This window comes from Achromobacter sp. EB05, from assembly GCF_044232075.1.
GTDB classification, from domain to species: Bacteria; Pseudomonadota; Gammaproteobacteria; order Burkholderiales; family Burkholderiaceae_B; genus Achromobacter; species Achromobacter dolens.
The window spans coordinates 4,369,170-4,392,333 of sequence record NZ_CP155917.1; the positions used below are offsets into that span (position 1 = coordinate 4,369,170).

17 protein-coding genes are annotated in these 23,164 nt (G+C 68.3%); 13 read left to right on the forward strand and 4 right to left on the reverse strand.

The window, feature by feature from the left end; genetic code table 11:
- Positions 1-11 precede the first annotated feature (11 nt).
- The 3 genes from AAID08_RS19770 to AAID08_RS19780 are packed head-to-tail and all read left to right on the forward strand — an operon-like array spanning position 12 to position 2,739.
- Positions 12-899 (forward strand): glycosyltransferase family 2 protein, encoded by an 888-nt coding sequence (locus tag AAID08_RS19770; RefSeq protein ID WP_081273429.1) that lies wholly within the window; start codon positions 12-14, stop codon positions 897-899.
- On the forward strand, positions 896-1,456 hold the full coding sequence (locus tag AAID08_RS19775) for a putative colanic acid biosynthesis acetyltransferase (RefSeq protein WP_054503062.1): 561 nt from the start codon (positions 896-898) through the stop codon (positions 1,454-1,456). The genes AAID08_RS19770 and AAID08_RS19775 overlap by 4 nt, the downstream gene beginning before the upstream one ends.
- Complete coding sequence (locus AAID08_RS19780; protein WP_395756815.1) at positions 1,453-2,739, forward strand: glycosyltransferase WbuB; 1,287 nt, start codon at positions 1,453-1,455, stop codon at positions 2,737-2,739. The genes AAID08_RS19775 and AAID08_RS19780 overlap by 4 nt, the downstream gene beginning before the upstream one ends.
- Before the next feature lie 72 nt (positions 2,740-2,811).
- On the opposite strand, the gene AAID08_RS19785 is transcribed toward AAID08_RS19780, so the two are convergent.
- The 3 genes from AAID08_RS19785 to AAID08_RS19795 all read right to left on the reverse strand — a co-directional run bounded on the left by AAID08_RS19785 (position 2,812) and on the right by AAID08_RS19795 (position 6,744).
- Complete coding sequence (locus AAID08_RS19785) at positions 2,812-3,462, reverse strand: response regulator transcription factor (RefSeq protein WP_054503064.1); 651 nt, start codon at positions 3,460-3,462, stop codon at positions 2,812-2,814.
- 369 nt (positions 3,463-3,831) lie between these two features.
- Complete coding sequence (locus AAID08_RS19790) at positions 3,832-4,578, reverse strand: response regulator transcription factor (protein ID WP_064524407.1); 747 nt, start codon at positions 4,576-4,578, stop codon at positions 3,832-3,834.
- A 564-nt stretch (positions 4,579-5,142) separates the two neighbouring features.
- Positions 5,143-6,744: a hypothetical protein gene (locus tag AAID08_RS19795; protein ID WP_395756816.1), complete on the reverse strand. Its 1,602-nt coding sequence runs from the start codon at positions 6,742-6,744 to the stop codon at positions 5,143-5,145.
- Positions 6,745-7,097: 353 nt separating this feature from the next.
- On the opposite strand from AAID08_RS19795, the gene AAID08_RS19800 reads away from it, so the two are divergent.
- The 10 genes from AAID08_RS19800 (at position 7,098) to AAID08_RS19845 (ending at position 21,527) form a co-directional block, all read left to right on the forward strand.
- On the forward strand, positions 7,098-7,769 hold the full coding sequence (locus tag AAID08_RS19800) for a TetR/AcrR family transcriptional regulator (RefSeq protein WP_054503067.1): 672 nt from the start codon (positions 7,098-7,100) through the stop codon (positions 7,767-7,769).
- 59 nt (positions 7,770-7,828) lie between these two features.
- The gene (locus AAID08_RS19805; RefSeq protein WP_395756817.1) at positions 7,829-10,177 is read left to right on the forward strand and encodes an acyl-CoA dehydrogenase; all 2,349 of its coding nucleotides are present in this window, start codon (positions 7,829-7,831) and stop codon (positions 10,175-10,177) included.
- A gap of 29 nt (positions 10,178-10,206) precedes the next feature.
- Positions 10,207-11,499 carry an acetyl-CoA C-acetyltransferase gene (locus tag AAID08_RS19810; protein ID WP_064524256.1) on the forward strand — a complete coding sequence of 431 codons (1,293 nt, stop codon included), beginning with the start codon at positions 10,207-10,209 and terminating at the stop codon, positions 11,497-11,499.
- Complete coding sequence (locus AAID08_RS19815) at positions 11,496-13,430, forward strand: 3-hydroxyacyl-CoA dehydrogenase NAD-binding domain-containing protein (RefSeq protein WP_395756818.1); 1,935 nt, start codon at positions 11,496-11,498, stop codon at positions 13,428-13,430. Before AAID08_RS19810 ends, AAID08_RS19815 begins: the two co-directional genes overlap by 4 nt.
- Positions 13,431-13,546: 116 nt before the next feature.
- Positions 13,547-14,857, forward strand: coding sequence for an OmpP1/FadL family transporter (locus tag AAID08_RS19820; protein WP_054503071.1), 1,311 nt, complete (start codon positions 13,547-13,549; stop codon positions 14,855-14,857).
- A gap of 60 nt (positions 14,858-14,917) precedes the next feature.
- Positions 14,918-17,308: a 3-hydroxyacyl-CoA dehydrogenase/enoyl-CoA hydratase family protein gene (locus AAID08_RS19825; RefSeq protein WP_395756819.1), complete on the forward strand. Its 2,391-nt coding sequence runs from the start codon at positions 14,918-14,920 to the stop codon at positions 17,306-17,308.
- Between the two features lie 198 nt (positions 17,309-17,506).
- On the forward strand, positions 17,507-18,706 hold the full coding sequence (locus AAID08_RS19830; protein ID WP_054503073.1) for an acetyl-CoA C-acyltransferase: 1,200 nt from the start codon (positions 17,507-17,509) through the stop codon (positions 18,704-18,706).
- A 21-nt stretch (positions 18,707-18,727) separates the two neighbouring features.
- On the forward strand, positions 18,728-19,276 hold the full coding sequence (locus tag AAID08_RS19835; RefSeq protein WP_054417268.1) for a DUF4442 domain-containing protein: 549 nt from the start codon (positions 18,728-18,730) through the stop codon (positions 19,274-19,276).
- A complete protein-coding gene (locus AAID08_RS19840; protein WP_054503074.1) occupies positions 19,237-19,833 on the forward strand; it encodes a chalcone isomerase family protein in 597 nt (198 codons plus the stop codon). Before AAID08_RS19835 ends, AAID08_RS19840 begins: the two co-directional genes overlap by 40 nt.
- A 2-nt stretch (positions 19,834-19,835) precedes the next feature.
- Entirely contained in the window at positions 19,836-21,527 is a 1,692-nt protein-coding gene (locus AAID08_RS19845) for an AMP-binding protein (protein ID WP_395756820.1), read from the forward strand.
- Between the two features lie 66 nt (positions 21,528-21,593).
- Here AAID08_RS19845 and AAID08_RS19850 read toward each other — a convergent pair whose 3' ends face one another.
- Positions 21,594-23,162, reverse strand: a complete 1,569-nt coding sequence (locus AAID08_RS19850; protein ID WP_116791899.1) for a sulfatase-like hydrolase/transferase — start codon at positions 23,160-23,162, stop codon at positions 21,594-21,596.
- Positions 23,163-23,164 lie beyond the last annotated feature (2 nt).

Consider the following 23,164-nt stretch of genomic DNA (forward strand, 5'->3'; position numbering starts at 1 on the left):
AGGAAAGCATCATGTCCAAGATACCGGTGTCCGTGGTCGTCATGACCAAGAACGAGGAACGCAACATCGCCAAATGCCTGAAGGCGCTGGCCGACTTCGACGAAGTCTTCGTGGTCGATTCCAACAGCACCGACGCCACCTGCGCCATGGCCGCCGCGCTCGGCGCCAAGGTCAGCAACTTCCAGTGGAATGGCAAGTACCCGAAAAAGAAGCAGTGGTGCCTGGAGCAGTTGCCCTTCACCCACCCCGTGGTGCTGTACGTCGACGCCGACGAGGAAATGACGCCCGAGCTGGCCGCCGAGATCCGCGCCGCGCTGCCGCGCTTTGCCGCCGGCGCCGGCGGCGCCTTCGTGCCGTTCGACTACGTGTTCTGCGGCCGCAAGCTGCGCCACGGCCATCGCGTCTACAAGCTGGCACTGCTGGCGCGCGAGCGCTCGCGCTTTCTCGACTACGACGACCTGGACGTGGCCCACATGTGGGAGGTCGAGGGCCACTACCAGCCCCAGGTGCAGGGCGCAACCTTCGCGCTGCGGGCGCGCATGGTGCACAACGACCACGACTCGCTGTACCACTACTTCGACAAGCACAACCGCTACTCCGACTGGGAAGCCAACCTGCGCATCAAGGGCCTGATGAACGACCCGCGCGAGGCCAACGTTGGCGCGCGGGCGCTGCTCAAGCGCGTATTCCAGGCGATGCCGTTCAAGGCGCCGATCTCGTTCCTGCATTCGTACGTGCTGCGGCTGGGGTTCCTCGACGGACGCGCCGGCTTCGACTACGCCATCGCGCGCGCCATGTACTACTGGCAGATCCGCATCAAGACCGAGGAGATCCGGCAGGCGCGACTGGCCGAGCCCGAGCGCGGACAGCGTGACGCGGTGGCCGGAGCCGCCAAATGAGCGCGCTGCAGCGGCTCGACCAGTTCGCCGTGGCGCCTGGACAGCGCGGCCGCTCGGCGTTGACGGTGCAGTTGTGGTGGCTGGTGCAGGGGTCGCTGTTCCGCTGGTCGCCGCAGGTGGCCTACGGCTTCCGGCGCTGGCTGCTGCGCTGCTTCGGCGCCCGCGTCGGGCGCAAAGTCCTGATCCGGCCCAGCGCCACCGTGACCTATCCCTGGAAGGTGGAAATCGGCGACTACGCCTGGATCGGCGACGACGCGGTGCTCTACAGCCTGGGGCCGATCCACGTCGGCGCCCATGCCGTGATCTCCCAGCGCAGCTACCTGTGCGCGGCCGACCACGACGCCGGCAAGCCCGACTTCCCGCTGCGCGAACGCGCTGTGCGCATCGAGGAAGGCGCCTGGGTCGCCACCGACGTGTTCGTCGGCCCAGGGGTCACCATCGGCCGCGAGGCCGTGGTCGGCGCGCGCAGTTCGGTGTTCCGCAACCTGCCGCCCGCCATGGTGTGCCTGGGCAATCCCTGCCGTCCCGTCAAACCCCGCGTGGAGCCGCCAACATGAAGATCCTTCTGTACAGCATCAACTACGCGCCGGAGCTGACCGGCATCGGCAAGTACAACGCGGAAATGGCCGAATGGCTGGCCGCCCGCGGCCACCAGGTCAGCGTGGTCACCGCGCCGCCCTACTATCCCCAATGGCAGGTCCACGACGGCTATCACGCCGGCCGCTACCGCCGCGAGACGCGCGCCGGCGTCGACGTCCGGCGCGCGCCCTTGTGGGTGCCGCGCAAGCCCGGCGGCGCCAAGCGCCTGGTGCACCTGGCCAGCTTCGCGCTGTCCAGCCTGCCGTCGCTGCTGCGGGCGGCGGCAGGCCGGCCGGACCTGATCCTCGTGGTCGAGCCCGCCCTCTTCTGCGCCCCAGCCGCATGGCTGGCGGCGCGGCTGAGCGGCGCGCGCGCCTGGCTGCACATCCAGGACTATGAAGTGGACGCCGCCTTCGACCTGGGCCTGCTCAAGGGCGCGCGACTGCGCGGCCTGGTGCAGCGCGCCGAGCGTTGGCTGATGCGGCGCTTCGACCGCGTCTCGACGATTTCCCGGCGCATGCAGGACCTGGCGCTGTACAAGGGCATCGACCCGCAGCGCGCGGTGCTGCTGCCCAACTGGATCGACGTCAACGCCATCGCGCCCGACCGCGCGGGCAATCTGCGCGCCGAGCTCGGCATTCCCGCCGACGCGGTGGTGGCGCTGTACTCCGGCAACATGGGCGGCAAGCAGGGCCTGCTCACGCTGGCGCAGGTGGCGCGGTTGCTGGAGCACGAACCGCGCCTGTGGTTCGTGTTCTGCGGCCAGGGTCCCGAACGCGCGCCGCTGCAGGCGCAGTGCGAGGGCCTGGCGCGGGTGCGCTTTCTCGACCTGCAGCCCTGCGAACGCCTGGGCGCGCTGCTGAACACCGCCGACATCCACCTGCTGCCGCAACGCGCCGGCGCCGCCGATCTGGTCATGCCGTCCAAACTGACCGGCATGCTGGCCAGCGGCCGACCGGTGGTGTGCGGCGCCGCGCGCGGCACCGAGCTGGCCGGCGTGGTGGCGCACTGCGGCCTGGTCACGCCGCCCGAGGATGCCGCGGCCATGGCCGAGGCGGTGCGCAAGCTGGCCAACAACGCGCAGATCCGCGAAACCCTCGGCACCGCCGCGCGCCGCCACGCGCTGCGCTATCTGCACATCGACGCGGTGCTGGCGGCCGCCGAACGGGAGTTCGCGGCGGTGGTCGATCCCGTCACCGTGCCGGCCGCGCCCAGCCCTGCCAGCGCCGCCAGCGCCGCGCGCCGCGACACGGGCCGCTGACGCCGCCATCACGGCCTGGCGCCATCCAGGGCGGCGCGCTTGAGGGCGCGCCGCCTTTTTCCTGGGACTTCTTCAGGTGGGTTCGCCGGGCTTGCCACTGCCGCGCACCAGGCCCATCTGCACCGCGATGTAGGCGGCCTCGGCCTGGTTGCGCGCGTTCAGCTTCCAGTACAGGGTGCGCGCATGGCTCTTGACGGTGGCCACCGAAATGCCCACGTGCTGGCCGATCTCGCGCATGGTCTTGCCCTGCACCAGCAATTGCAGGATCTCCTCCTGCCGCTGCGTCAGCTCGCGCAATTCCGGCGCCGCCGTCTGCGAGGCGCCCAATGGCCGCGCCGCTGGCTGCGGATAGCATTCCCCGCCCGCCAGCACCAGGCTGACCGCGGCGGCCAACGCATCCGGGCTGGAGGCCTTGGGCAGATAACCCGCCACGCCGGCCCGCGCGCAGGCGGCCATGACGTTCTGGTCCAGCACCGCGTACAGCGCCAGCACCAGGCGCGGCATGAACAGCGCCATCGCCTGCGACAGCAGGCCGATGTCGGGCTCGGTTACCCCGCTGCAGCCGACCACCAGCAATTCCACTGGCCGATTGATCGAGCCCGGCATGTTCAAGAGATGGGCTGGCGAGATCGCCAGGATGTCCTCGGCATTGCGCACGCGCTCCAACACATGCTGGATAGCGACGCGAAGCAGCGCGTAGTCTTCGATCAGAACGGTTGTCATCCCGGGGGGAACCTTGTGACACAGGGTCCAGACACGGTTCCCATGGCAAGGCGGCGCACGGCAGCGACGACGGTTCCGGCGCGTCACCCGGCTCACGGGAATCTCGTCCGCCGCGCGGGGTGGGCTCTGGCGGCATAGCGATTCGCCGTCTCAACCCATGCTTGCGGACACAACCCATGCTATCAGCGGCTACGTTCGCTGAATCTCGTACAGGAGGATGATTGGAGGAGGAATGCTGCGGCACGGCGACCGCCGATGCTGCAGTGTATGCCCTAGGCGGGATGGCGGGGAGCGCCCGGCCGGGCCGATGGGCGGGGGCCGCGCGCGGTCTGGCGGATGGCGCGAGCCGGGGCGCCGAGCCCCGGCGCTTCAGCCCAGCTTGCGCCCATACATCTGTCCGGCGTCCACGTCGCGAGCGTTGGGCTCATGCCATTCCAGCGTGGCGCCGCGTTGCAGCGCCGCGTACACGGCCTCGCCCTTGTTCTTGACGTGCAGGCGTTGGTACAGCGTGCAGGCATGCGTTTTCGCGGTGGCCACCGAGATGTTGAGCATGCGGCTGACCGTCTTGATGGGATAGCCCCTGGCCAGCAGCACCAATACCTCGTACTGGCGCGGCGTGATCTGCAGCAACTGCGCGCCCGCGCTGATCGGCATGGTGCCCTTGCCAGCGTCATCGGTCTCGCGCGCCGGCAGCACGCAACTGGCCTGAGCCGGCGCCTGCAACGCCTGCTCGCTCGGGAAGCACTGCCCGCCCGCCATGACCAGGCGGATGGCCGCTTCCAGGATCTCCACCGACGCCGTCTTCATCAGGCAACCGTACACGCTGGCGCCGGGCAAGCCCTGCACCGGCATCGGCAGCGGCATGACATCGGTCAGCAGCAGGATGCGCTTGGGGCTGAGTTCGCGCTGGATCTCATGCAGCGTGCTCCAGGCTTCCTCGCTGTCCACGGGCAGGCCGTAGATCAGAAGATCTGCGCCGGCATGCGCCCCGTTGGCCTTCGAGACATCGGCCAACCCCATTCCTTCGATTTCCCACACATCGTCCAACTTGCTCAGAATCTGCCATAACCCCAGCCGCAGAAGCGGATGGGCTTCAATCAGGACCATCTTGGCCATGGTGGCCTCCCGGTTGTTCAACAGGCCTAGAAGGGATCTTCGCTGTGCTGAAGACTATTTTTTTTCCAACCCCGCGGGGGTGGTCCGCGATTTCCCGGAATATCTAATGACGCTGCACCGGGCCATTTGGGCTGGGAGACTTTCGTAGCCAACATAACGGATGGCATGAACCCATCTTATGGTTCGAAATTGGCAAAATCAAGACGCTGGCAAGCGATATAATCCGACAAAAACAGAAATCATTCGTTAGCCGTAAACGTACTCATAAAACAGGATGAGACACCCCTCTCATCCTTTCATCCGCTAGGGTTTCCACCAAGCCCATCCGCGCGCAAAGCCGCGCGCCAAGCGGCTCCCAGGCCGGCAGGCCGGCTTGGGCAAGGCCATGTTCAAGGCATGCGCGGGGGGAACGGGGCGCGACCGGCGCCGACGGAAAGGCAGTCGCGACGCGGCCGGATCGGGCGGCAGACTTGTCGATATGTTTCCACCGACACATTATGCCCGCGGCTATCCGCCGCAAAAGAAATATAGGTAACACTTTTATTTTCCGGTAGCTTGCGTCATTTACTCCATATACGCGAAGTCAAATACCGTATGGCCACCCTGATGATGCCAATGGTGCATTGAAGCATGGCGTTTTTTCAGGAAGCTGGCGTAGTGGATCTCGCCGTCGGTCTCGACGTAGGTCGACGGCGACAGTTCTTCGATCCGGTTCAGCGAAACGCCCTTGCCGTAGTGGCAGAAGCCCTGGTACTGCGCGCAGCGGATCACCTCTCCGCCAGGCGAGACAACGATCCCGGCGTTGCGGGCCCGCATCGGGTTGCGCACGATCGGGTTGCAGGCGTGCGGCGTCCAGTGGCTCGAGCGCGGCGAGTCGGCGAAGAAGGCGAACAATTCATCGCAGTGATTCTGGCCGTCGGTGCGATCGATATTGGTTAATAGCCACCAGTATTCACCGCGTTTGAAAATAATAGTATCGACCGCGGAAACATCGGTCATGAGCGTCAGATCAAGCTCCCATTTCAGCGGAAATTCCGTGCATTTCCATAATTCAATACTACGATTTCCGCACGTTTCCGGCACCATGTACGTCGTTCCTTCATATTCAAAAATATATGGAAATGATAAATGGTAAGGCAGATTCAGGGCGGTCCCGAGCAACTGAAAAGCCCCGTTTTCATAGGTGGCGACCGAGATCGTTCCCTTGCGCGAGTGAAAATCGTAATCCTCAAAAAAAATATATGGATGATCGCCCCGCATATAAACAAACGGATCCGCGAAAAAACGCCCCTTGGGAGGCTGCAATACCATGGCCTCGGATACCACCGCCTGTTGCCGGGTCGATGGGAACATACCGATTCGCCAGCGCACATTGCGCCTCATGACGCGGCGCACAATCAAATCGGTCATTAACCAGGCCTGACGGGCGATATAGGCGGCGCTGTCCCACTCGGCCGGATCGTCGCGGCGCTGGCCGCTCATGATCTGCATGCCGGGAGGCGCGGCGCCAGGCCGCGCCCGCGCCAGCGCCAGCAGCGCGTCATAGACCATGAAATTGCCGAGGCTGAACGCGCGGGTCTGGTTCTTCAGCCAGAACACCTCGGTATTGAAACTGCGCTGGTCCAGCAGCGCATCCTCGTCCGCGCTGGCGCCCACCCGCCACAGCTTCACGGTGGTATGGTCCTCGCGCTGATAGACCTCCCAAAACCCCGCATAGCGGCTGGTGGAAACGGCGATGTCGGAATAACTGAGCCGCCAGATGCCGTGCCGCGCCCAGCCCGCCATCCGCGAGCGCGGCGGCGGCAGCGCGCCCAGCATGATCACCAGGTCCAGCCCCAACGCCGCCACGCCGTCATCGCGTCCGCTGTCACGCGGGCCCGCCGGCAGGGTCAGCACCGTGGTCGATGCGGGCAGGCCGTCGCGCAAGTCGCGGCAGGCCAGCATCTGGCGCTGCCGCGCCGGCAGCAGGCGCGACTCCAGCCGCGACAGCGTGCCGAACAGCGCCTTGGCGCCAAACCGCGGCGCCAGGCCGGCGGCGTCTTTCTCCATGACCAGCAGTGCGGAAAGATCGAAATCCTGGCTGCGCGCGAGCCACTCAGCCATGTCGTGGATCCAGCCGGGCTGGTCGGTGCCATCGATCAACAGCCCCACTCTGTAGGTCTTCATGTCTCCTGCTCCTGTGTCAGGTCGATATGGCCTGCGGCACCGGAACGGCGATCGGGCTCGCCAGGCGCATCCACGGTGCCACGCTCTCAAGTCCTCGCTGTGATACTGCGGCGTTTCGCCCCGACCTTCCAGACGGCTTTCATCCTAGGGCGCAAGTCCGAGGCCAAACGGCGCAACGCCGTTTGGACGACACGCCGCGCTCCGCCTCAGCCAACGGCAGGGGTTCTCATGCAAAGGAACGAGCGCCGCACGCACTCCGTTTTTAGGGGTAAACCCTATTCGGGATTGCAGGGGTCGCACGCTTGCGATCTTTTACGCATACTGCTTTCAAACAAACGTTTGAATTCAACTTAATGCAAGAACTCAGATCCTCCAGCACGCGCGAATCGATCCTGGACACCGCCGAAGCCCTGTTTGCCCAGCAGGGGCACGACGGCACGTCCATGCGCCAGATCACCGGCGCGGCGGGCGTCAACCTGGCCTCGGTCAACTATCACTTCGGCTCCAAGGAATCGCTGGTGCAGGCCGTGCTCAAGCGCCGCCTGGAAGTCCTGAACCGCGAACGGCTGCGACTGCTCGACGAGCTCGAGGCCCAGGCCCAGGGCAAGCCGCTCAAGCCGTCGCAGATCGTCGACGCCTTCTTCGGCACGCTGCTGCGGCTGGCGGCCGATCCGGAGCAGGCCGGCAGTACTTTCCTGCCGCTGCTCGAACGCACCATGACCGACCCCGCCGGCTTCATCCGCGCCCTGTTCGCCGAGGAATACGCCGACGTGCTCGAGCGCTATCGCAATGCCTTGTTCGCCGCCCTGCCCGACGTGCCGCGCGCCGAAATCGTGTGGCGTTTCCAGTTCATGCTCGGCGCCACCTCCTACGCCATCATCGGCACCGACCTGCTGCGCTCGGTGACCGGCTGGACGCTGGACGAGTCCGAGCAACCCGACAACCCCGAGCTGCTGCTGCCCCGCCTGATGAGCTTCCTGCTCGGCGGCCTGCGCGCTCCGCTGCCGCAGCACCCCGCCACCTAGCGGCCCCGGGTCGGCGCGGCGCGGCGGTTCCAGAGAATTCAAAAAAAGGAGACTAGGAAATGAACGCAGTCATCGTCGCGCTGATCGTCATCGCGCTGCTGGCCGTCATCCTGCTGGGCGTGCGCCCGCTCAGGCGGGCCTTGCTGTCGGCGCCGATCTTCAATCTCTACCGCAAGGTGCTGCCGCAGATGTCTGACACCGAGCGCGACGCGCTCGAGGCCGGCACGGTGTGGTGGGAAGGCGAGCTGTTCCGCGGCCGCCCCGACTGGAAGCGCATGCTGGCCTACCCGCGCCCGCGTCTGACCGACGAGGAACAACATTTCCTCGACCACCAGGCCGAAGAGGCCTGCCGCATGGTCAACGACTGGAACATCACGCAGGAGCGCTTCGACCTGCCCCCCGAGGTCTGGGACTATCTCAAGCGCAGCGGCTTCCTCGGCATGATCATCCCCAAGGAATACGGCGGCCTGGCCTTCTCGGCCTATGCCCACTCCGAGATCGTGACCAAGCTGTCGACGCGCTCGTCGGCGCTGGCGGTGTCGGTGATGGTGCCCAACTCGCTCGGCCCCGCCGAGCTGCTGCTGCACTACGGCACCGACGAACAGAAGAACCACTACCTGCCGCGCCTGGCGCGCGGCGAGGAAGTGCCGGCCTTCGCGCTGACCAGCCCCTGGGCCGGTTCCGACGCCGCCGCCATTCCCGACAGCGGCATCGTCTGCAAAGGCGAATGGCAGGGCCGCGAAGTGATCGGCATGCGCGTTAGCTGGGACAAGCGCTACATCACGCTGGCGCCGGTCTGCACGCTGCTGGGCCTGGCCTTCCGCCTGTACGACCCGGACGGCCTGCTGGGCGGCAGGAAGGACATCGGCATCACCTGCGCGCTGGTGCCGCACGACCATCCCGGCGTGGACACCGGCCGCCGCCACTTCCCGCTGAACGCCATGTTCATGAACGGCCCGACCCGCGGCCAGGATGTGTTCATGCCGCTGGACTTCATCATCGGCGGCCCGGCCATGGCCGGCCAGGGCTGGCGCATGCTGATGGAATGCCTGGCGGCCGGCCGCTCGATCTCGCTGCCATCGTCCAACACCGGCATGTCCAAGCTGACCGCCCGCGCCGTCGGCGGCTACGCCCGCGTGCGCAGCCAGTTCCGCACCCCGGTCGGCAAGTTCGAGGGCGTCGAGGAGGCGCTGGCCCGCATCGGCGGCCACACCTACATGATGGACGCCGCGCGCAGCATGACCGCCGGCGCCGTCGACCTGGGCGAGAAACCGTCGGTGGTGTCGGCCATCGTCAAATACCACGTCACCGAGCGCGCGCGCCAGGTCGTCAATGACGGCATGGACGTGATCGGCGGCAAGGGCATCTGCCTGGGGCCCTCCAACTTCCTGGGCCGCGCCTATCAACAGATTCCCATCGGCATCACCGTGGAAGGCGCCAACATCCTGACCCGCAGCCTGATCATCTTCGGCCAGGGCGCGATCCGCTGCCATCCCTACGTGCTGGCCGAGATGCGCGCGGCGCAGTCGTCCGACCGCAGGCAGGGCCTGATCGATTTCGACCAGGCCTTCTGGGGCCACGTCGGCTTTGTCGCGCGCAACACGCTGCGCGCGCTGGGCACCGCCCTGACCGGCGGACGCTTCATTGGCATCGACGCCGACGTCGCGCCTGAGATGAAGCGCTACTACCAGTTGCTGAGCCGCTATTCGGCCGCTTTCGCGCTGCTGGCCGACACCTCGATGCTGGTGCTGGGCGGCAGCCTCAAGCGCCGCGAACGCCTGTCGGCGCGCCTGGGCGACATCCTGTCGCAGATGTACCTGGCCAGCGCCGCGCTCAAGCGCTTCGAGGACGAAGGCCGCCAGAGCGCCGACGCGCCGCTGGCGCACTGGTCGGTGCAGGACGCGCTGTTCCGCTTGCAGGACGCCATCGACGGCCTGCTGGAAAACTATCCCAACCGGGTGGTGGCGTGGAGCCTGCGCCGCATCGTCTTCCCCTGGGGCCGGCCGCAGTCGCTGCCGTCGGACCAACTGGGCCAGGACGTGGCTCGGCTGCTCATCAACCCCGGCGCGACCCGCGACCGCCTGACCGCCGGCTGCCATCTGCCCGCGACCGCCGACGAACCGGTCGGCGCGATCGAACAGGCGCTGGCCGCCACGCTGGAGGCCGAGCCGATCGAATCGAAGATCCGCGAGTTCGAGAAGCGCGGCACGCTCGAAGGCAATCCGCAGGCCAACGTGCGCGACCTGGCCGACGCCGTCTTTGCCGCCGGCGGCATCACCGCCGAAGAATATGCGGTGGTCAAGCGTCGCAATGCCTTGCGCGATAGCGTGGTGAGAGTGGATGATTTCCCCTTTGACCTCGGCGTCACAGGCGCGGTCAAGCCAGCGGCCGAACGCAAGGCCGCCTGAGGACCCAGTCAACACGCAGAGGAGATCGGATGGCATTCAAACCGGTATACGTGGTCGACGGCGCCCGCACGCCATTCCTGAAGGCGCGCACGGGCCCCGGCCCGTTCGCCGCCGGGGATCTGGCGGTGCAGGCCGGCCGCGGCCTGCTGCTGCGACAGCCCTACGCGCCCACGGACCTGGACGAGGTCATCGTGGGCTGCGCCGCGCCGTCGCCCGACGAAGTCAACATCGGCCGGGTGATCGCCCTGCGCCTGGGCTGCGGCAACAAAGTGCCCGGCTGGACCGTGATGCGCAATTGCGCTTCGGGCATGCAGGCGCTGGACTCGGCCATCGCCAACATTCAGACCGGACGCTCGCAATTGGTGCTGGCCGGCGGCGTCGACGCCCTGTCGCGCGCGCCGGTGCTGTTTTCCGACGACATGGTGCGCTGGCTGGCCGGCTGGTACGCGGCCCGCGGCGTCGGCGCCAAGCTCGCCACGCTCGGCCGCCTGCGCCTGCGTCACTTGGCGCCGGTCATCGGCCTGCTCAAGGGCCTGACCGACCCGGTGGTGGGCCTGTCGATGGGCCAGACCGCCGAGAACGTCGCCACCCGCTTCGGCATCAGCCGCCAGGCCATGGACGCCTATTCGGCGCAGAGCCACGCGCGCGCGCTGGCCGGGCGCGCCAACGGCGCCTTCGCCGAGATCACGCCGCTGATCGACACGCAGGGCAAGCTGTACCCGGACGACGACGGCGTGCGCGAGGACTCCACGCCTGAAAAGCTGGCCAAGCTCAAGCCGGTGTTCGACAAGCCCTGGGGCAACATCACCGCCGGCAACAGCTCGCAGGTCACCGACGGCGCGGCGATGCTGGTGCTGGCCTCCGAGGAAGCGGTGCGGCGCTGGAACCTGCGGCCGCTGGGCCGCATCATCGACAGCCAGTGGGCCGGCCTCGATCCGGCCATGATGGGCCTGGGGCCGGTGCACGCCGCCACCCCGATCCTGCAACGCCACGGACTGGGCCTCAATGACCTGGACTTGTGGGAGATCAACGAGGCCTTCGCCGCGCAGGTGCTAGGCTGCCTGGCGGCCTGGCGGGACGAGGCCTATTGCCAGGAACACTTCGGCACGCCCGCGTGGGGCGAACTCGATCCGGCGCGCCTGAACGTGGACGGCGGCGCCATCGCCATCGGCCATCCCGTCGGCGCCTCCGGCGCCCGCATCGTGCTGCACCTGCTGGAGGCGCTCAAGCGTCGCGGCGCGCGCCGCGGCATGGCCGCCATCTGCATCGGCGGCGGCCTGGGTGGCGCCATGCTGGTCGAAACCCTGGAGGACCGCCCATGAACACGCTGGAGACGCTCTCGCACTGGCGCCTGGAGCGCGACGCCGACGGCCTGGCGTGGCTGACGTTCGACCGCGCCGGCAGCGCCGTCAACGCGCTGTCCGCCGACACCATGGCGGAACTGGCGACGGTGCTGGACGCGCTCGACGCGCAGCCGCCCAAGGGCCTGGTGATCCGCTCGGGCAAGCCGACCGGCTTCATCGTCGGCGCCGACGTCAATGAATTCGCCGAACTGAACACGCCGGAACAGGGCCGCGCCCTGGTGGCGCGCGGCTGGAACCTGTTCAACCGCCTGGCGGCGGTGCGCTACCCGACGCTGGCGCTGATCCAGGGCCACTGCCTGGGCGGCGGCCTGGAACTGGCGCTGGCCTGCCGCTACCGGCTGGTGGAGGACGCGCCCGGCGCCTCGCTGGCGCTGCCGGAAGTGATGCTGGGCATCTTTCCCGGCTGGGGCGGCATGCTGCGCCTGCCGGCCGTGGTCGGCGCGCCGGCCGCGCTCGACATGATGCTGACTGGCCGCGGCGCCGACGCGCGCCGCGCGGCCGCGCTGGGCCTGGTGGACGCGCGCGTGCCGACCCGCCTGCTGCAGGCGGCGGCGCGCGGCATGGTGCTGTCGGGCAAGCCGCCGCGCCGCGCGCGCGGCCTGGGCGCCTGGCTCAACCGCTGGCCGCTCAAGGCAGTCGCCGCCAAGCGCGCCCGCAAACAGGTCGCCGCCAAGGATCCGCTGGGCCACTACCCGGCCGCGCCCGCCATCATCGAACTCTGGGAAAAGCACGGCGGCAACGCCTTGCAGGCGCCGGCGCTGATCGATGCCATCATCGCCTCGGATACCGCCCGCAACCTGCTGCGCGTGTTCCGGCTGCAGGAACGCCTGAAGGCCAACGGCCGCCAGCCCGGCATCGCGCCGGTGCGCCACGTGCACGTGGTCGGCGCGGGTGTGATGGGCGGCGACATCGCCGCCTGGTGCGCGCTCAAGGGCCTGACCGTGACGCTGCAGGACCAGGACATGGCCCGCATCGCGCCCGCCCTCAAGCGCGCCGCGACGCTGTTCGCGCGCCGCCTGAAGGACCGGCGCGCGGCCCGCGCCGCCTTCGACCGGCTGATGCCCGACCCCACCGGCGGCGGCGTACCGCTGGCCGACGTGGTGATCGAGGCCATCAGCGAGAACCCCGAGGCCAAGCGCGGGCTGTACCAATCGCTGGAGCCGCGCATGAAGGCCGACGCGCTGCTGGCCACCAACACCTCCAGCCTGTCGCTGGAAACGCTGAGCGCCGGGCTGGCCCGCCCCGAACGGCTGATCGGCATCCACTTCTTCAACCCCGTGGCCAAGATGCCGCTGGTGGAAGTCGTGCATGCGGACGGCACTGCCGCGCAAACGCTGGCGCGCGCCAACGCCTTTGTAGGACAGATCGGAAAATTGGCCTTGCCGGTGCGTAGTGCCCCCGGTTTCCTGGTCAATGCGGTGCTGGCACCGTATATGCTTCAGGCCATGCGAAATATCGATGAAGGTCTATCGCCAGCCGCCGTGGACGCGGCCATGGTGGCGTTCGGCATGCCGATGGGCCCGCTCGAACTGGCGGACACGGTCGGCCTGGACATCGCGCGCGCGGCCGGGCAGGAGCTGGCTGGCGGCGCCGAGCCGCCGCGCTGCCTGGCCGAGAAGCTGGCGCGCGGCGACCTGGGCAGGAAAAGCGGGCGCGGCTTCTACGCCTGGCGCGACGGCAAGCCGGTCAAGGACGGCCACGGCGGCGCACAGGCGCCGGCCGGCCTGGCAGAGCGCCTGATCCAGCCTTTGATCGATGCCACCCGCGAGCGGGTCGAGGCCGGCGTGGTGGCCGACGCCGACCTGGCCGACGCCGGCGTGATCTTCGGAACCGGCTTCGCGCCGTTCACGGGCGGCCCCCTGCATTACCAGAGCAGTCGCAGTGCCTAACGCAGCAACGCGTCAACAAACCAAACCGGCCTGGACCCCCTTGAGCCGGATAGACCGGGACGACGAGACCGGCAGTGCCATAGAGACATACCTATCCAACATGAGGAGGCAGTACCATGAGCAGACGTTCATTGTCCCTGAGCACCCTGTCGGCCATTGTGGTCGGCCTGGGCGCCACCAGCGCCGCCCACGGCGCCGGCTTTCAGCTCCTGGAGCAGAACGCCAGCGGCCTGGGCAACGCTTACGCGGGCTCGGCGGCAAATCCGGAAAACGCCAGCATCATCTACTACAACCCGGCGGGCATGACCTACCTGCCGGGCATCAATGTCTCGGGCGGCGTCAATCTGATCAAACCCTCGTTCAAGTTCTCGGACAACGGCAACACCCGCAATCCGACGGCGCTGGGCGGCACCCGCCCCACCGGCGGTGACGGCGGCGACGCCGGCAACCTGGGCGTCGTGCCCAACCTGTACGGCTCGTGGCAATTGAGCGACCAGTGGTTCATCGGCCTGGGCATCGGCGCGCCGTTCGGCCTGATGACCGAATACGACAAGGGCTGGGAAGGCCAATACCACTCGAACAAATTCGAGATCAAGACGATCAACATCAACCCGTCGATCGCCTACAAGGTCAATGACAAGTTCTCGATGGGCTTCGGCGTGAACTGGCAGCACATCGACGCCAACTACAAGAAGAAGACCGTGGTGCCCGTGGCCCTGCCAGGCGGCGGCACGTTCATCACCAACGGCGACGCCGACCTCAACCTGAAGGGCGACGCCTGGGGCTGGAACGTGGGCTTCATGCTGCAACCTACCGAAGACACCCGCATCGGCCTGTCGTACCGCTCCAAGATCAAGCACACGGCCAAGGGCGACACCGACATCGACAACATCGGCCCGACCCGCCAGTCGGTCTCGTTCGACGCCAAGGCCTCGGTCGACCTGCCCGACACCCTGATCCTGAGCGCCACCCACCAGCTCAACGAGAAGTGGGAACTGCTGGGCGACATCTCGTGGACCGGCTGGAGCAGCATCCCCGACCTGAAGATCCGCAACTCCGGCGCCGGCGCGCGCGATGACGACCTGCCGCTGAACTTCCGCGACACCTGGCGCATCGCCGTGGGCACGACCTACAAGTTTGCGCCGGACTGGAAGTGGAAGTTTGGCCTGGCCTACGACCAGTCGCCGGTCCACAAGGCCGAGGACCGGCCCACCTCGCTGCCCGACAACGACCGCTACTGGTTCTCGACGGGCGTGCAGTGGCAGGCCACCAAGAGCACCACGCTGGATCTGGGCTATACCTATCTGTACCTGCGCAAGACGGATATCGACACCACGTCCGGCAACGCATTGACGAAGGGCCGCGTCGCGGGCACCTATGACAGCAGCGGCCACATCTTCGGCCTGCAACTGTCGTCCCGCTTCTAGCCCCGCCGGGGCGGATGACGGGCCGGCCCCGTCTTCCGCCCGCCTTTTCAGGAGACTTCCTTGAGCAAGTTCGTCGTCAAACACGTCGCCGTGCTGGGTGCCGGCGTCATGGGCGCGCAGATCGCCGCCCACCTGGCCAACGCCGGCGTGCCCGTCACGCTGTTCGACCTTGCCGCGCCCGAAGGCGACCGCAACGGCATCGTCAAGAAAGCCCTGGCCGGCCTGAAGAAGCTGGAGCCCGCGCCGCTGGCCAGCCCCGCGCGCCTGGCCCTGATCACCCCGGCCAACTACGACGACCATATCGAACAACTGCGCGGCTGTGACCTGATCATCGAAGCGATCGCCGAGCGCATGGACTGGAAGACCGCGCTGTACGAGCGCATCGCGCCGCACGTCGCGCCCGGCGCCATCATCGCCTCCAATACCTCCGGCCTGTCGATCGACGCGCTGGCCAACGCCCTGCCGGCCGCGCTGCGCGACCGCTTCTGCGGCATCCATTTCTTCAATCCGCCGCGCTACATGCGCCTGGTGGAAATCATCGCCACCGCGCACACCCAGGCGCCGGTGCTGGACCAGCTCGAGACCTGGCTGACCTCCGCCCTGGGCAAGGGCGTGATCCGCGCGCTCGACACGCCCAACTTCGTGGCCAACCGCATCGGCGTGTTCTCGATCCTGGCCGCCATGCACCACACTCAGCGCCTGGGCCTGGGCTTCGACGAGGTCGACGCCCTCACCGGCCCCAAGATCGGCCGTCCCAAGAGCGCCACCTACCGCACCGCCGACGTGGTCGGCCTGGACACGCTGGCCCACGTGGTCGGCACCATGGACAAGAACCTGCCGGACGATCCCTGGCACCGCTATTTCACGCTGCCCGCCTGGCTGTCGGCCCTGATCTCCAAGGGCGCGCTGGGCCAGAAAAGCGGCGCCGGCGTCTACCGCAAGGCCGGCCGCGAGATCCAGGTGCTGGACCTGCAGGCGCAGGACTACCGCCCCAGCGCCGGCAAGCTCGCCGACGAGGTCGCCGCGCTGCTGAAAGAACGCGATCCGGCCAGGCGCTTCGCCGCGCTGCGCGCCAGCGAGCATCCGCAGGCCCAGTTCCTGTGGAGCCTGTTCCGCGACATCTTCCACTACAGCGCGGTGCAGCTCGGCCAGGTGGCCGACAACGCCCGCGACCTGGACCTGGCCATGCGCTGGGGCTTCGGCTGGGCCCAGGGCCCGTTCGAGACCTGGCAGGCCGCCGGCTGGCAGGCCATCGCCCGCGCCGTCGCCGAAGACATCGCCGCCGGCCGCGCCATGAGCGACGCGCCGCTGCCGGCCTGGGCCCTGGAGCCCGAGCGCCAGGGCGTGCACACGCCGGCCGGCTCGTATTCCGCGCGCAGCGGCAAGCTGCATCCGCGCTCGGCGCTGCCGGTCTACCGGCGCCAGTTGTTCCCCGAGCGCGTGTTCGGCGAAGGCCCCGACGACCGCGGCACCACGGTCTGGGAAAACGAAGGCGTGCGCCTGTGGAACCTGCCCGAGGTCGACGCCGGCATCGCCATCCTGTCGGTCACGTCCAAGAACCACACGCTGGGCGCCGAGGTGCTCGAAGGCATCCTGCAGGCCGTGGCCCGTGCCGAGCGCGAGTTCGACGGCCTGGTGATCTGGCATGACGCGCCATTCGCGGTGGGCGCCAACCTGCAGCAGGTGTCCGAAGCCTGCGCCGCCGGCCAGTGGGACATGCTGGAAGCCACCGTCGAGAAGTTCCAGCGCACCTCGCAGGCCTTCAAATACGCGCAGATCCCCACCGTGGCGGCCGTGCAGGGCATGGCGCTGGGCGGCGGCTGCGAATTCCTGATGCACGCCTCGCACCGCGTGCTGGCGCTGGAAAGCTACATCGGCCTGGTCGAGGCGGGCGTCGGCCTGATCCCGGCCGGCGGCGGCAGCAAGGAATTCGCCGGCCGCGCCGCGGCGCTGGCGGCAAAGACGGCCACGCCCGGCGAGGTGTTCCCGTTCCTGCAGCCGGTGTTCCAGACCATCGCCATGGCGCGGGTCGCCAAGAGCGCCATCGAGGCGGTGGACCTGGGCTTTGCGCGCGAGCAGGACGTCGTGCTGTTCCATCCCGGCGAGCTGCTGTTCGTGGCCATCGGCCAGGCGCGCGCCGCCGCCACCGCCGGCTACGCGCCGCCCCCGCGGCTGCAGGACGTACCCGTGGCCGGCCGCAACGGCATCGCCAACTTCGAGATGGTGCTGGTCAACATGCGCGAAGGCGGCATGATCAGCGCCCACGACTACCGCGTGGCCCGCAGCGCCGCGGTGGCGCTGTGCGGCGGCGAGGTCGAGACGGGCGCCAAGGTCGACGAGGAATGGCTGCTGGCGGTCGAGCGCAAGGAGTTCGTGGCGCTGCTGCGCACGCCCGAGACCCAGGCCCGCATCCGCCACACCCTGGACACGGGCAAGCCATTGCGGAATTAAGCCCCCCTAGCGCCTGCGGCGCCTCCCCCAGGGGCGCCGGTGGCGGACCGGCGGAGCCGAGCATCGGTCCCCCCGAAGCGCCTGCGGCGCTACCCCCAGGGGCGCCGGCGGCGGACCGGCGAAGCCGGATCCGCGCGGCCCCGCTAGTGAGAAACCGTGATGGACGTAGGGTGACTGTTATGGATACGAGGAAATGATATGAGCAAGCAGATTCAAGAGGCTTACATCGTTGCGGCGACGCGGTTGCCGGTGGGCAAGCGCAATGGGGTGTATGCCACCACGCGGCCCGACGACATGCTGGCGGCGGCGCTGCGGGGCGTGCTGAAGCAGACGCCGTGGCTGGATCCGGCGCGCATCGACGATGTCATCACCGGCTGCGCCATGCCGGAAGCCGAACAGGGCATGAACGTGGCGCGCATCGGCCTGTTGCTGGCCGGCCTGCCGCAAAGCGTGGCCGGCGTCACCGTCAATCGCTTCTGCGCCTCCGGGCTGCAGGCGGTGGCCGACGCCGCCGCCCGCATCCGCACCGGGGAAGCCGACATCATGATCGGCTCGGGCACCGAATCCATGAGCGCCATGCCGCAGATCATGGGCAACAAGGTGTCGCTCAACCCGGCCATCTTCTCGCACCCCGAGAACATCGGCATGGCCTTCGGCATGGGCCTGACGGGCGAAAAGGTCGCCGAGCAATGGAAGGTGTCGCGCGAAGACCAGGACGCGTTCGCGCTGGCCTCGCAGCAGAAGGCCAACGCCGCCATCGCGGCCGGCCATTTCCGCGCCGAGACCACGCCGTTCGAGGTGGTGACGCGGCTGCCCGGCGGGTCCAAGGGCGACGTGCGCGAGAGCCGCCGCCTGGTCGAAGTCGATGAAGGCCCGCGCCCCGACAGCAGCGCCGAGGGACTGGCGCGGCTCAAGCCCGTGTTCGCCGCCCGCGGCAGCGTCACCGCCGGCAACAGCTCGCAGATGTCCGACGGCGCCGCCGCGGTGGTGCTGGTGTCCGAGCGGGTGCTGCGCGAATTCAACCTCAGCCCGCTGGCGCGCTTCGTCAGCTTCGCCGTGGCCGGCGTGCCGCCCGAGATCATGGGCATCGGCCCCATGGCCGCCATTCCCAAGGTGCTGGCGCGCGCCGGCATCGCCCAGGACGACCTGGACTGGATCGAACTGAACGAAGCCTTCGCCGCGCAATCGCTGGCGGTGATGCGCGAGCTCCAGCTCGACCCGGCCAAGGTCAACCCGCTGGGCGGCGCCATCGCGCTGGGCCACCCGCTGGGCGCGACCGGCGCGATCCGCACCGCCACACTGATGCACGGGCTGCGCCGCACCGGCGGCAAGTACGGTCTGGTGACGATGTGCATCGGCACCGGCATGGGCGCGGCGGGCCTGTTCGAGGCCATGTGACGCAAGCCGGATGGAAAAGCCGTGAAGCCCTATTGGTTCAAACGCCTGTCGCCGGCCTGGCGCGCGCGCCTGATGCGGGTGGGATTCAACCTGCACCCGGCGTTCCGCGCCACCGGCGGCCGGGTGTTGCACGTGTCGCACGATTTCCAGCACATCCGCATCAAGCTGCCCTTGCTGCGGCGCACGCGCAACATCGTCGGATCCATGTATGGCGGTTCGCTGTTCGCGGTGACCGACGGCGCCCACCCCACCATGCTGATGGCGGCGCTGGGCGCGGACCACATCGTGTGGGACAAGGCGGCTTCCATCCGCTACCGCAAGCCCGCCTACACCACGCTGTATGTGGACTTCCGGCTGCCGCCGGGAGAAATCGCGGACATACGCAGGATTCTTGCGCGTGACCACGAGACCACCCGGACCTACACCGTGGAATTGAAGGACAAGGACGGCGTCGTCTATGCCGTCGTGGAACGCACGATCTACATCGCCGACAAGAAGTACTACAAGCAGAAAACGACTGGAGGAGACCCATGCGTGACATCATCCCCGGAGGGCGCGCCGCCGCCCTGAGCCTGGTCCTGGCCGCCTGCCTGACGGCCGCCCCCGCGCTGGCCGCCGACATGGACGTGGCCGGCGTGCGCCTCCCCGCGCAGTTGTCCGAAGACGGCCGCGCACTGGTGCTGAACGGCGCCGGCCTGCGCACCAAGTTCGTGGTCAAGGTGTACGTGGCGGCGCTGTATGCCAGCGCCAGGAGCCAGGACGCCAAGGCCTTGATCGACAGCAACGAACCGCGCCGCATGCGGCTGCAACTCTTGCGGGATGTCGATAGCAAGAGCCTGGACGCGGCGCTGCAGGAAGGATTGCGCGACAATACGCCCAAACAGGAACTCGCCGCGCTGCAACCGTCCGCCGCGCGCCTGTCGTCGCTGATGGCCGAGATCGGCTCGGCGCGCGAAGGCGATGTGATCGACCTGGACTTCGACGCCCGCGGCGTCACCATCACCGACAACGGCAAACAGCGCGGCAGAATCGACGATCCCGCCTTCGCCCGCGCCCTGCTGCGGGTGTGGCTGGGCGACAACCCGGCGCAGTCCTCCCTGAAAAAAGCCCTACTGGGAACCCCGTGAAGATGGAACGAATCTGGCAAAAGAGCTACCCCCCGGGCGTGCCAGCGGAGATCGAGCTGGACGAGGCCACCACGCTGGCCTCGATCGCGCGCGACAGTTGCCGGCGCTTCGCGGACAAGGCCGCGTACATCAGCATGGGCAAGACGCTGACCTACGGCGAGCTCGACGCCCTGACGCGCGACTTCGCCGCCTGGCTGCGCGCCAACGGCCTGCGCAAGGGCGACCGCGTGGCGCTGATGATGCCCAATCTGCTGCAGTATCCGGTGTGCCTGTTCGGCGTGCTGCGCGCCGGCTGCGTCGTCGTCAACTGCAATCCGCTCTACACCGCCCACGAACTCGAGCACCAGTTGATCGATTCCGGCGCGCGCGCCATCGTGGTGGCCGACAATTTCGCCGCCACCGTGCAGAAGGCCCTGCCGGCCACGGCCATCGAGCGGGTGCTGGTGACCTCCATCGGCGAACTGCTCAGCCCGCTCAAGGGCCGGCTGGTCGATTTCGTGGTCAAGCGCGTCAAGCGCATGGTGCCGGCCTGGTCCATCCCCGGCGCGATACGGCTGCGCGACGCCCTGCGCGCCGGGCGCGACGCGCCGTTCGACGAAGTCGCGCTGACGCAGGACGACCTGGCCTGCCTGCAATACACCGGCGGCACCACCGGCGTGGCCAAGGGCGCCATGTTGACGCACGGCAACCTGGCCGCCAACGTCACCCAGGCCCACGCCTGGATCAAGCCGCTGGTCAAGGACGGCGAGGAATGCATCGTCACCGCCCTGCCGCTCTACCATATCTTCGCGCTCACGGCGAACTGCCTGGCCTTCATGAAGATCGGCGCCAGCAACCTGCTCATCATCAACCCGCGCGACATCCCCGGGTTGATCAAGGAGATGGGCAAGGTGCCGTTCAGCGCCTTCACCGGCGTCAACACGCTATTCAACGCCCTGCTCAACCACCCCGATTTCGCCAGGCTGGATTTTTCGCGCCTGCGACTGACGATGGGCGGCGGCATGGCGGTGCAGCGCGCCGTGGCCGAGCGCTGGCTGACCGTCACCGGCCGGGCGCTGGCGCAGGCCTATGGCCTGACCGAGACCTCGCCCGCCGTGACCATCAATCCGCTCGACGTGAAGGTCTTCACCGGCTCGATCGGCCTGCCCGTGCCGTCCACCGACCTGTCGATCCGCGACGACGACGGACGCGAGCTGGGCGTGGGCGAACGCGGCGAGATCTGCGTGCGCGGCCCGCAGGTGACGCGCGGCTACTGGAACCGGCCCGACGAGACCGCGCTGGTGATGACGCCCGACGGCTATCTGCGCACCGGCGACGTCGGCTACGTCGACGACACCGGCTATGTCTTCCTGGTGGACCGCAAGAAGGACATGATCCTGGTGTCCGGCTTCAACGTCTATCCGAACGAGGTCGAGGACGCCGCCGCGCTGCATCCCGGCGTGCGCGAAGTGGCCGCCATCGGCGTGCCCGACGAACGCTCCGGCGAAGCAGTCAAGCTGTACGTGATCCGCAAGGACCCCAACCTGGACGCCGAGACGCTGATCGCGCACTGCCGCACCCAGCTCACCGGCTACAAGGTCCCGCGCTACATCGAATTCCGCGATGACCTGCCGCGCACCAACGTCGGCAAGATCCTGCGGCGCGAACTCAAGCCGGCCGCCGCGGCGCCGCAGAAGGACACCGCGGGCGCCTGACGCAAACCTGGGCGCGGCCGCGGACGGCAACCCGCGCGCCGCCGTCTGGCGCCGCGCGCCGGGCGCTCACCACTGCCCGAAGAACACCCCGGCGCGCTTGTGCGCGTTGGTGCCCTGCTCCACCGCCGCATCGCTCAGGGTGGTGCGGCGCTTGCCGCGCAGCATCCAGTCAAGCAGGCGCTCTCGCAGTTGCGCCCGCACCATGGCGTGCGCGGCGCTGGCGCCCAGGTCCTGGAACTCGTCGGGATCGGCCTGCAGGTCGTACAGTTGCTCGGGTTCGTCCAGCCAGTACACGTAGCGCCAGCGGTCGGTGCGGACCGACCAGGCGCGCGCGTTCTGCGGCGTCTTGCCGCGCAGCAGGCGCGCCTGGCGGAAGCTGTAGTCCAGTTCCGAGAACACGCAGTCGCGCCAGGGATCCTCGGCGCCACGGCCGTGCAGCACGGTCTGCAATTCGCGCCCTTCGAGCCGGTGCCACGGGCGGGGCGCCTGCAGCGCGCGCAGCACCGTCGGCACCAGATCCACGCTTTCCACCATGTCCGCCAGCGCCTGGCCGCGCGTCGCATCGGCCTCAGCCGACGGGTCCATCACGATGAACGGCACGCGCTGCACGGTGTCGTAGAACAGTTCCTTCTCGCCCAGCCAGTGGTCGCCCAGGAAGTCGCCGTGATCCGCCGTGAACACGATCAGCGTGTTGCGCATCAGGCCCGCGCCTTCCATGTAGTCGAACAGCCGCCCCAGGTGGTCGTCGAGCTGGCGGATCAGGCCCTGGTAGGCCGGACGCACCACGCGCACGCATTCATCGGTCGAGAAGCTGACGCTTTCCTCATGCTGGCGGTAGGCCGCCACCACCGGATGCGCGCCGGCCAGCTCCTCGCGGCTGCGCCGCACCGGCAGGCACTGGTCGGCCGTGTAGCGCTGATGGTAGGGCGCCGGCGCCATATAAGGCCAGTGCGGCTTGACGTAGCTCAGGTGCAGCACCCAGGGCTGGCTGCCGCGCTGCTGCATGAAACGCAGCGCCTGGTCGGTCATGTAGGCGGTCTCGGAATGCGGCTCGGCCACCCGCGACGGCAGGTGCACGTTGCGCATGTTCCAGCCGCTGACCACCTGGCCGTGGGCGTCGACGCCGGCAATGACGTAGTCGGTCCAGGGGTCGGCGCTGTCGTAGCCCTGGCTGCGCAGGAACGCGGGGTAGCCGCTTTCCTTGCCCGGTTCGTGGTGGCCGTCGTAGCGATCGACCTCGATGAAGCCGCCGCGCGACAGCAGCGCGCCCAGCTCGGAGCCGCCGTCGATCGACAGGCGCTCCATGCCGGCGCGGTCGGGAATGACGTGGGTCTTGCCCGCCAGCGCCAGGTCGCGCCCCTGTCCCGCCAGGTATTCGCCCAGCGTGATCTCGTTGACCGACAGCGGCACCCGGTTCCAGGTGGCGCCGTGGCGCGACGGATAGCGACCCGTGTAATAGCTCATGCGCGACGGGCCGCACACGCCGGAATTGACGAAAGCCCGCTCGAAGCGCGCGCCGCGCGCGGCCAGCGCGTCCAGGCTGGGCGTCTGCAAATAGGGATGGCCATAGCAGCTCAGGTGATCCGCCCGCAACTGGTCGGCCATGATGAACAACACATTCTGCACCGTGCTCATCG

Excerpts from the sequence above, each read along its gene's own strand:
- AAID08_RS19800 (WP_054503067.1), top strand. The coding sequence starts at position 7,098 with ATGCAAGAACTCAGATCCTCCAGCACGCGCGAATCGATCCTGGACACC.
- AAID08_RS19815 (WP_395756818.1), top strand. The coding sequence starts at position 11,496 with ATGAACACGCTGGAGACGCTCTCGCACTGGCGCCTGGAGCGCGACGCC.
- AAID08_RS19810 (WP_064524256.1), top strand. The coding sequence starts at position 10,207 with ATGGCATTCAAACCGGTATACGTGGTCGACGGCGCCCGCACGCCATTC.
- AAID08_RS19830 (WP_054503073.1), top strand. The coding sequence starts at position 17,507 with ATGAGCAAGCAGATTCAAGAGGCTTACATCGTTGCGGCGACGCGGTTG.
- AAID08_RS19840 (WP_054503074.1), top strand. The coding sequence starts at position 19,237 with ATGCGTGACATCATCCCCGGAGGGCGCGCCGCCGCCCTGAGCCTGGTC.
- AAID08_RS19780 (WP_395756815.1), top strand. The coding sequence starts at position 1,453 with ATGAAGATCCTTCTGTACAGCATCAACTACGCGCCGGAGCTGACCGGC.
- AAID08_RS19775 (WP_054503062.1), top strand. The coding sequence starts at position 896 with ATGAGCGCGCTGCAGCGGCTCGACCAGTTCGCCGTGGCGCCTGGACAG.
- AAID08_RS19795 (WP_395756816.1), bottom strand. The coding sequence starts at position 6,744 with ATGAAGACCTACAGAGTGGGGCTGTTGATCGATGGCACCGACCAGCCC.
- AAID08_RS19790 (WP_064524407.1), bottom strand. The coding sequence starts at position 4,578 with ATGGCCAAGATGGTCCTGATTGAAGCCCATCCGCTTCTGCGGCTGGGG.
- AAID08_RS19785 (WP_054503064.1), bottom strand. The coding sequence starts at position 3,462 with ATGACAACCGTTCTGATCGAAGACTACGCGCTGCTTCGCGTCGCTATC.
- AAID08_RS19820 (WP_054503071.1), top strand. The coding sequence starts at position 13,547 with ATGAGCAGACGTTCATTGTCCCTGAGCACCCTGTCGGCCATTGTGGTC.
- AAID08_RS19805 (WP_395756817.1), top strand. The coding sequence starts at position 7,829 with ATGAACGCAGTCATCGTCGCGCTGATCGTCATCGCGCTGCTGGCCGTC.
- AAID08_RS19850 (WP_116791899.1), bottom strand. The coding sequence starts at position 23,162 with ATGAGCACGGTGCAGAATGTGTTGTTCATCATGGCCGACCAGTTGCGG.
- AAID08_RS19770 (WP_081273429.1), top strand. The coding sequence starts at position 12 with ATGTCCAAGATACCGGTGTCCGTGGTCGTCATGACCAAGAACGAGGAA.
- AAID08_RS19845 (WP_395756820.1), top strand. The coding sequence starts at position 19,836 with ATGGAACGAATCTGGCAAAAGAGCTACCCCCCGGGCGTGCCAGCGGAG.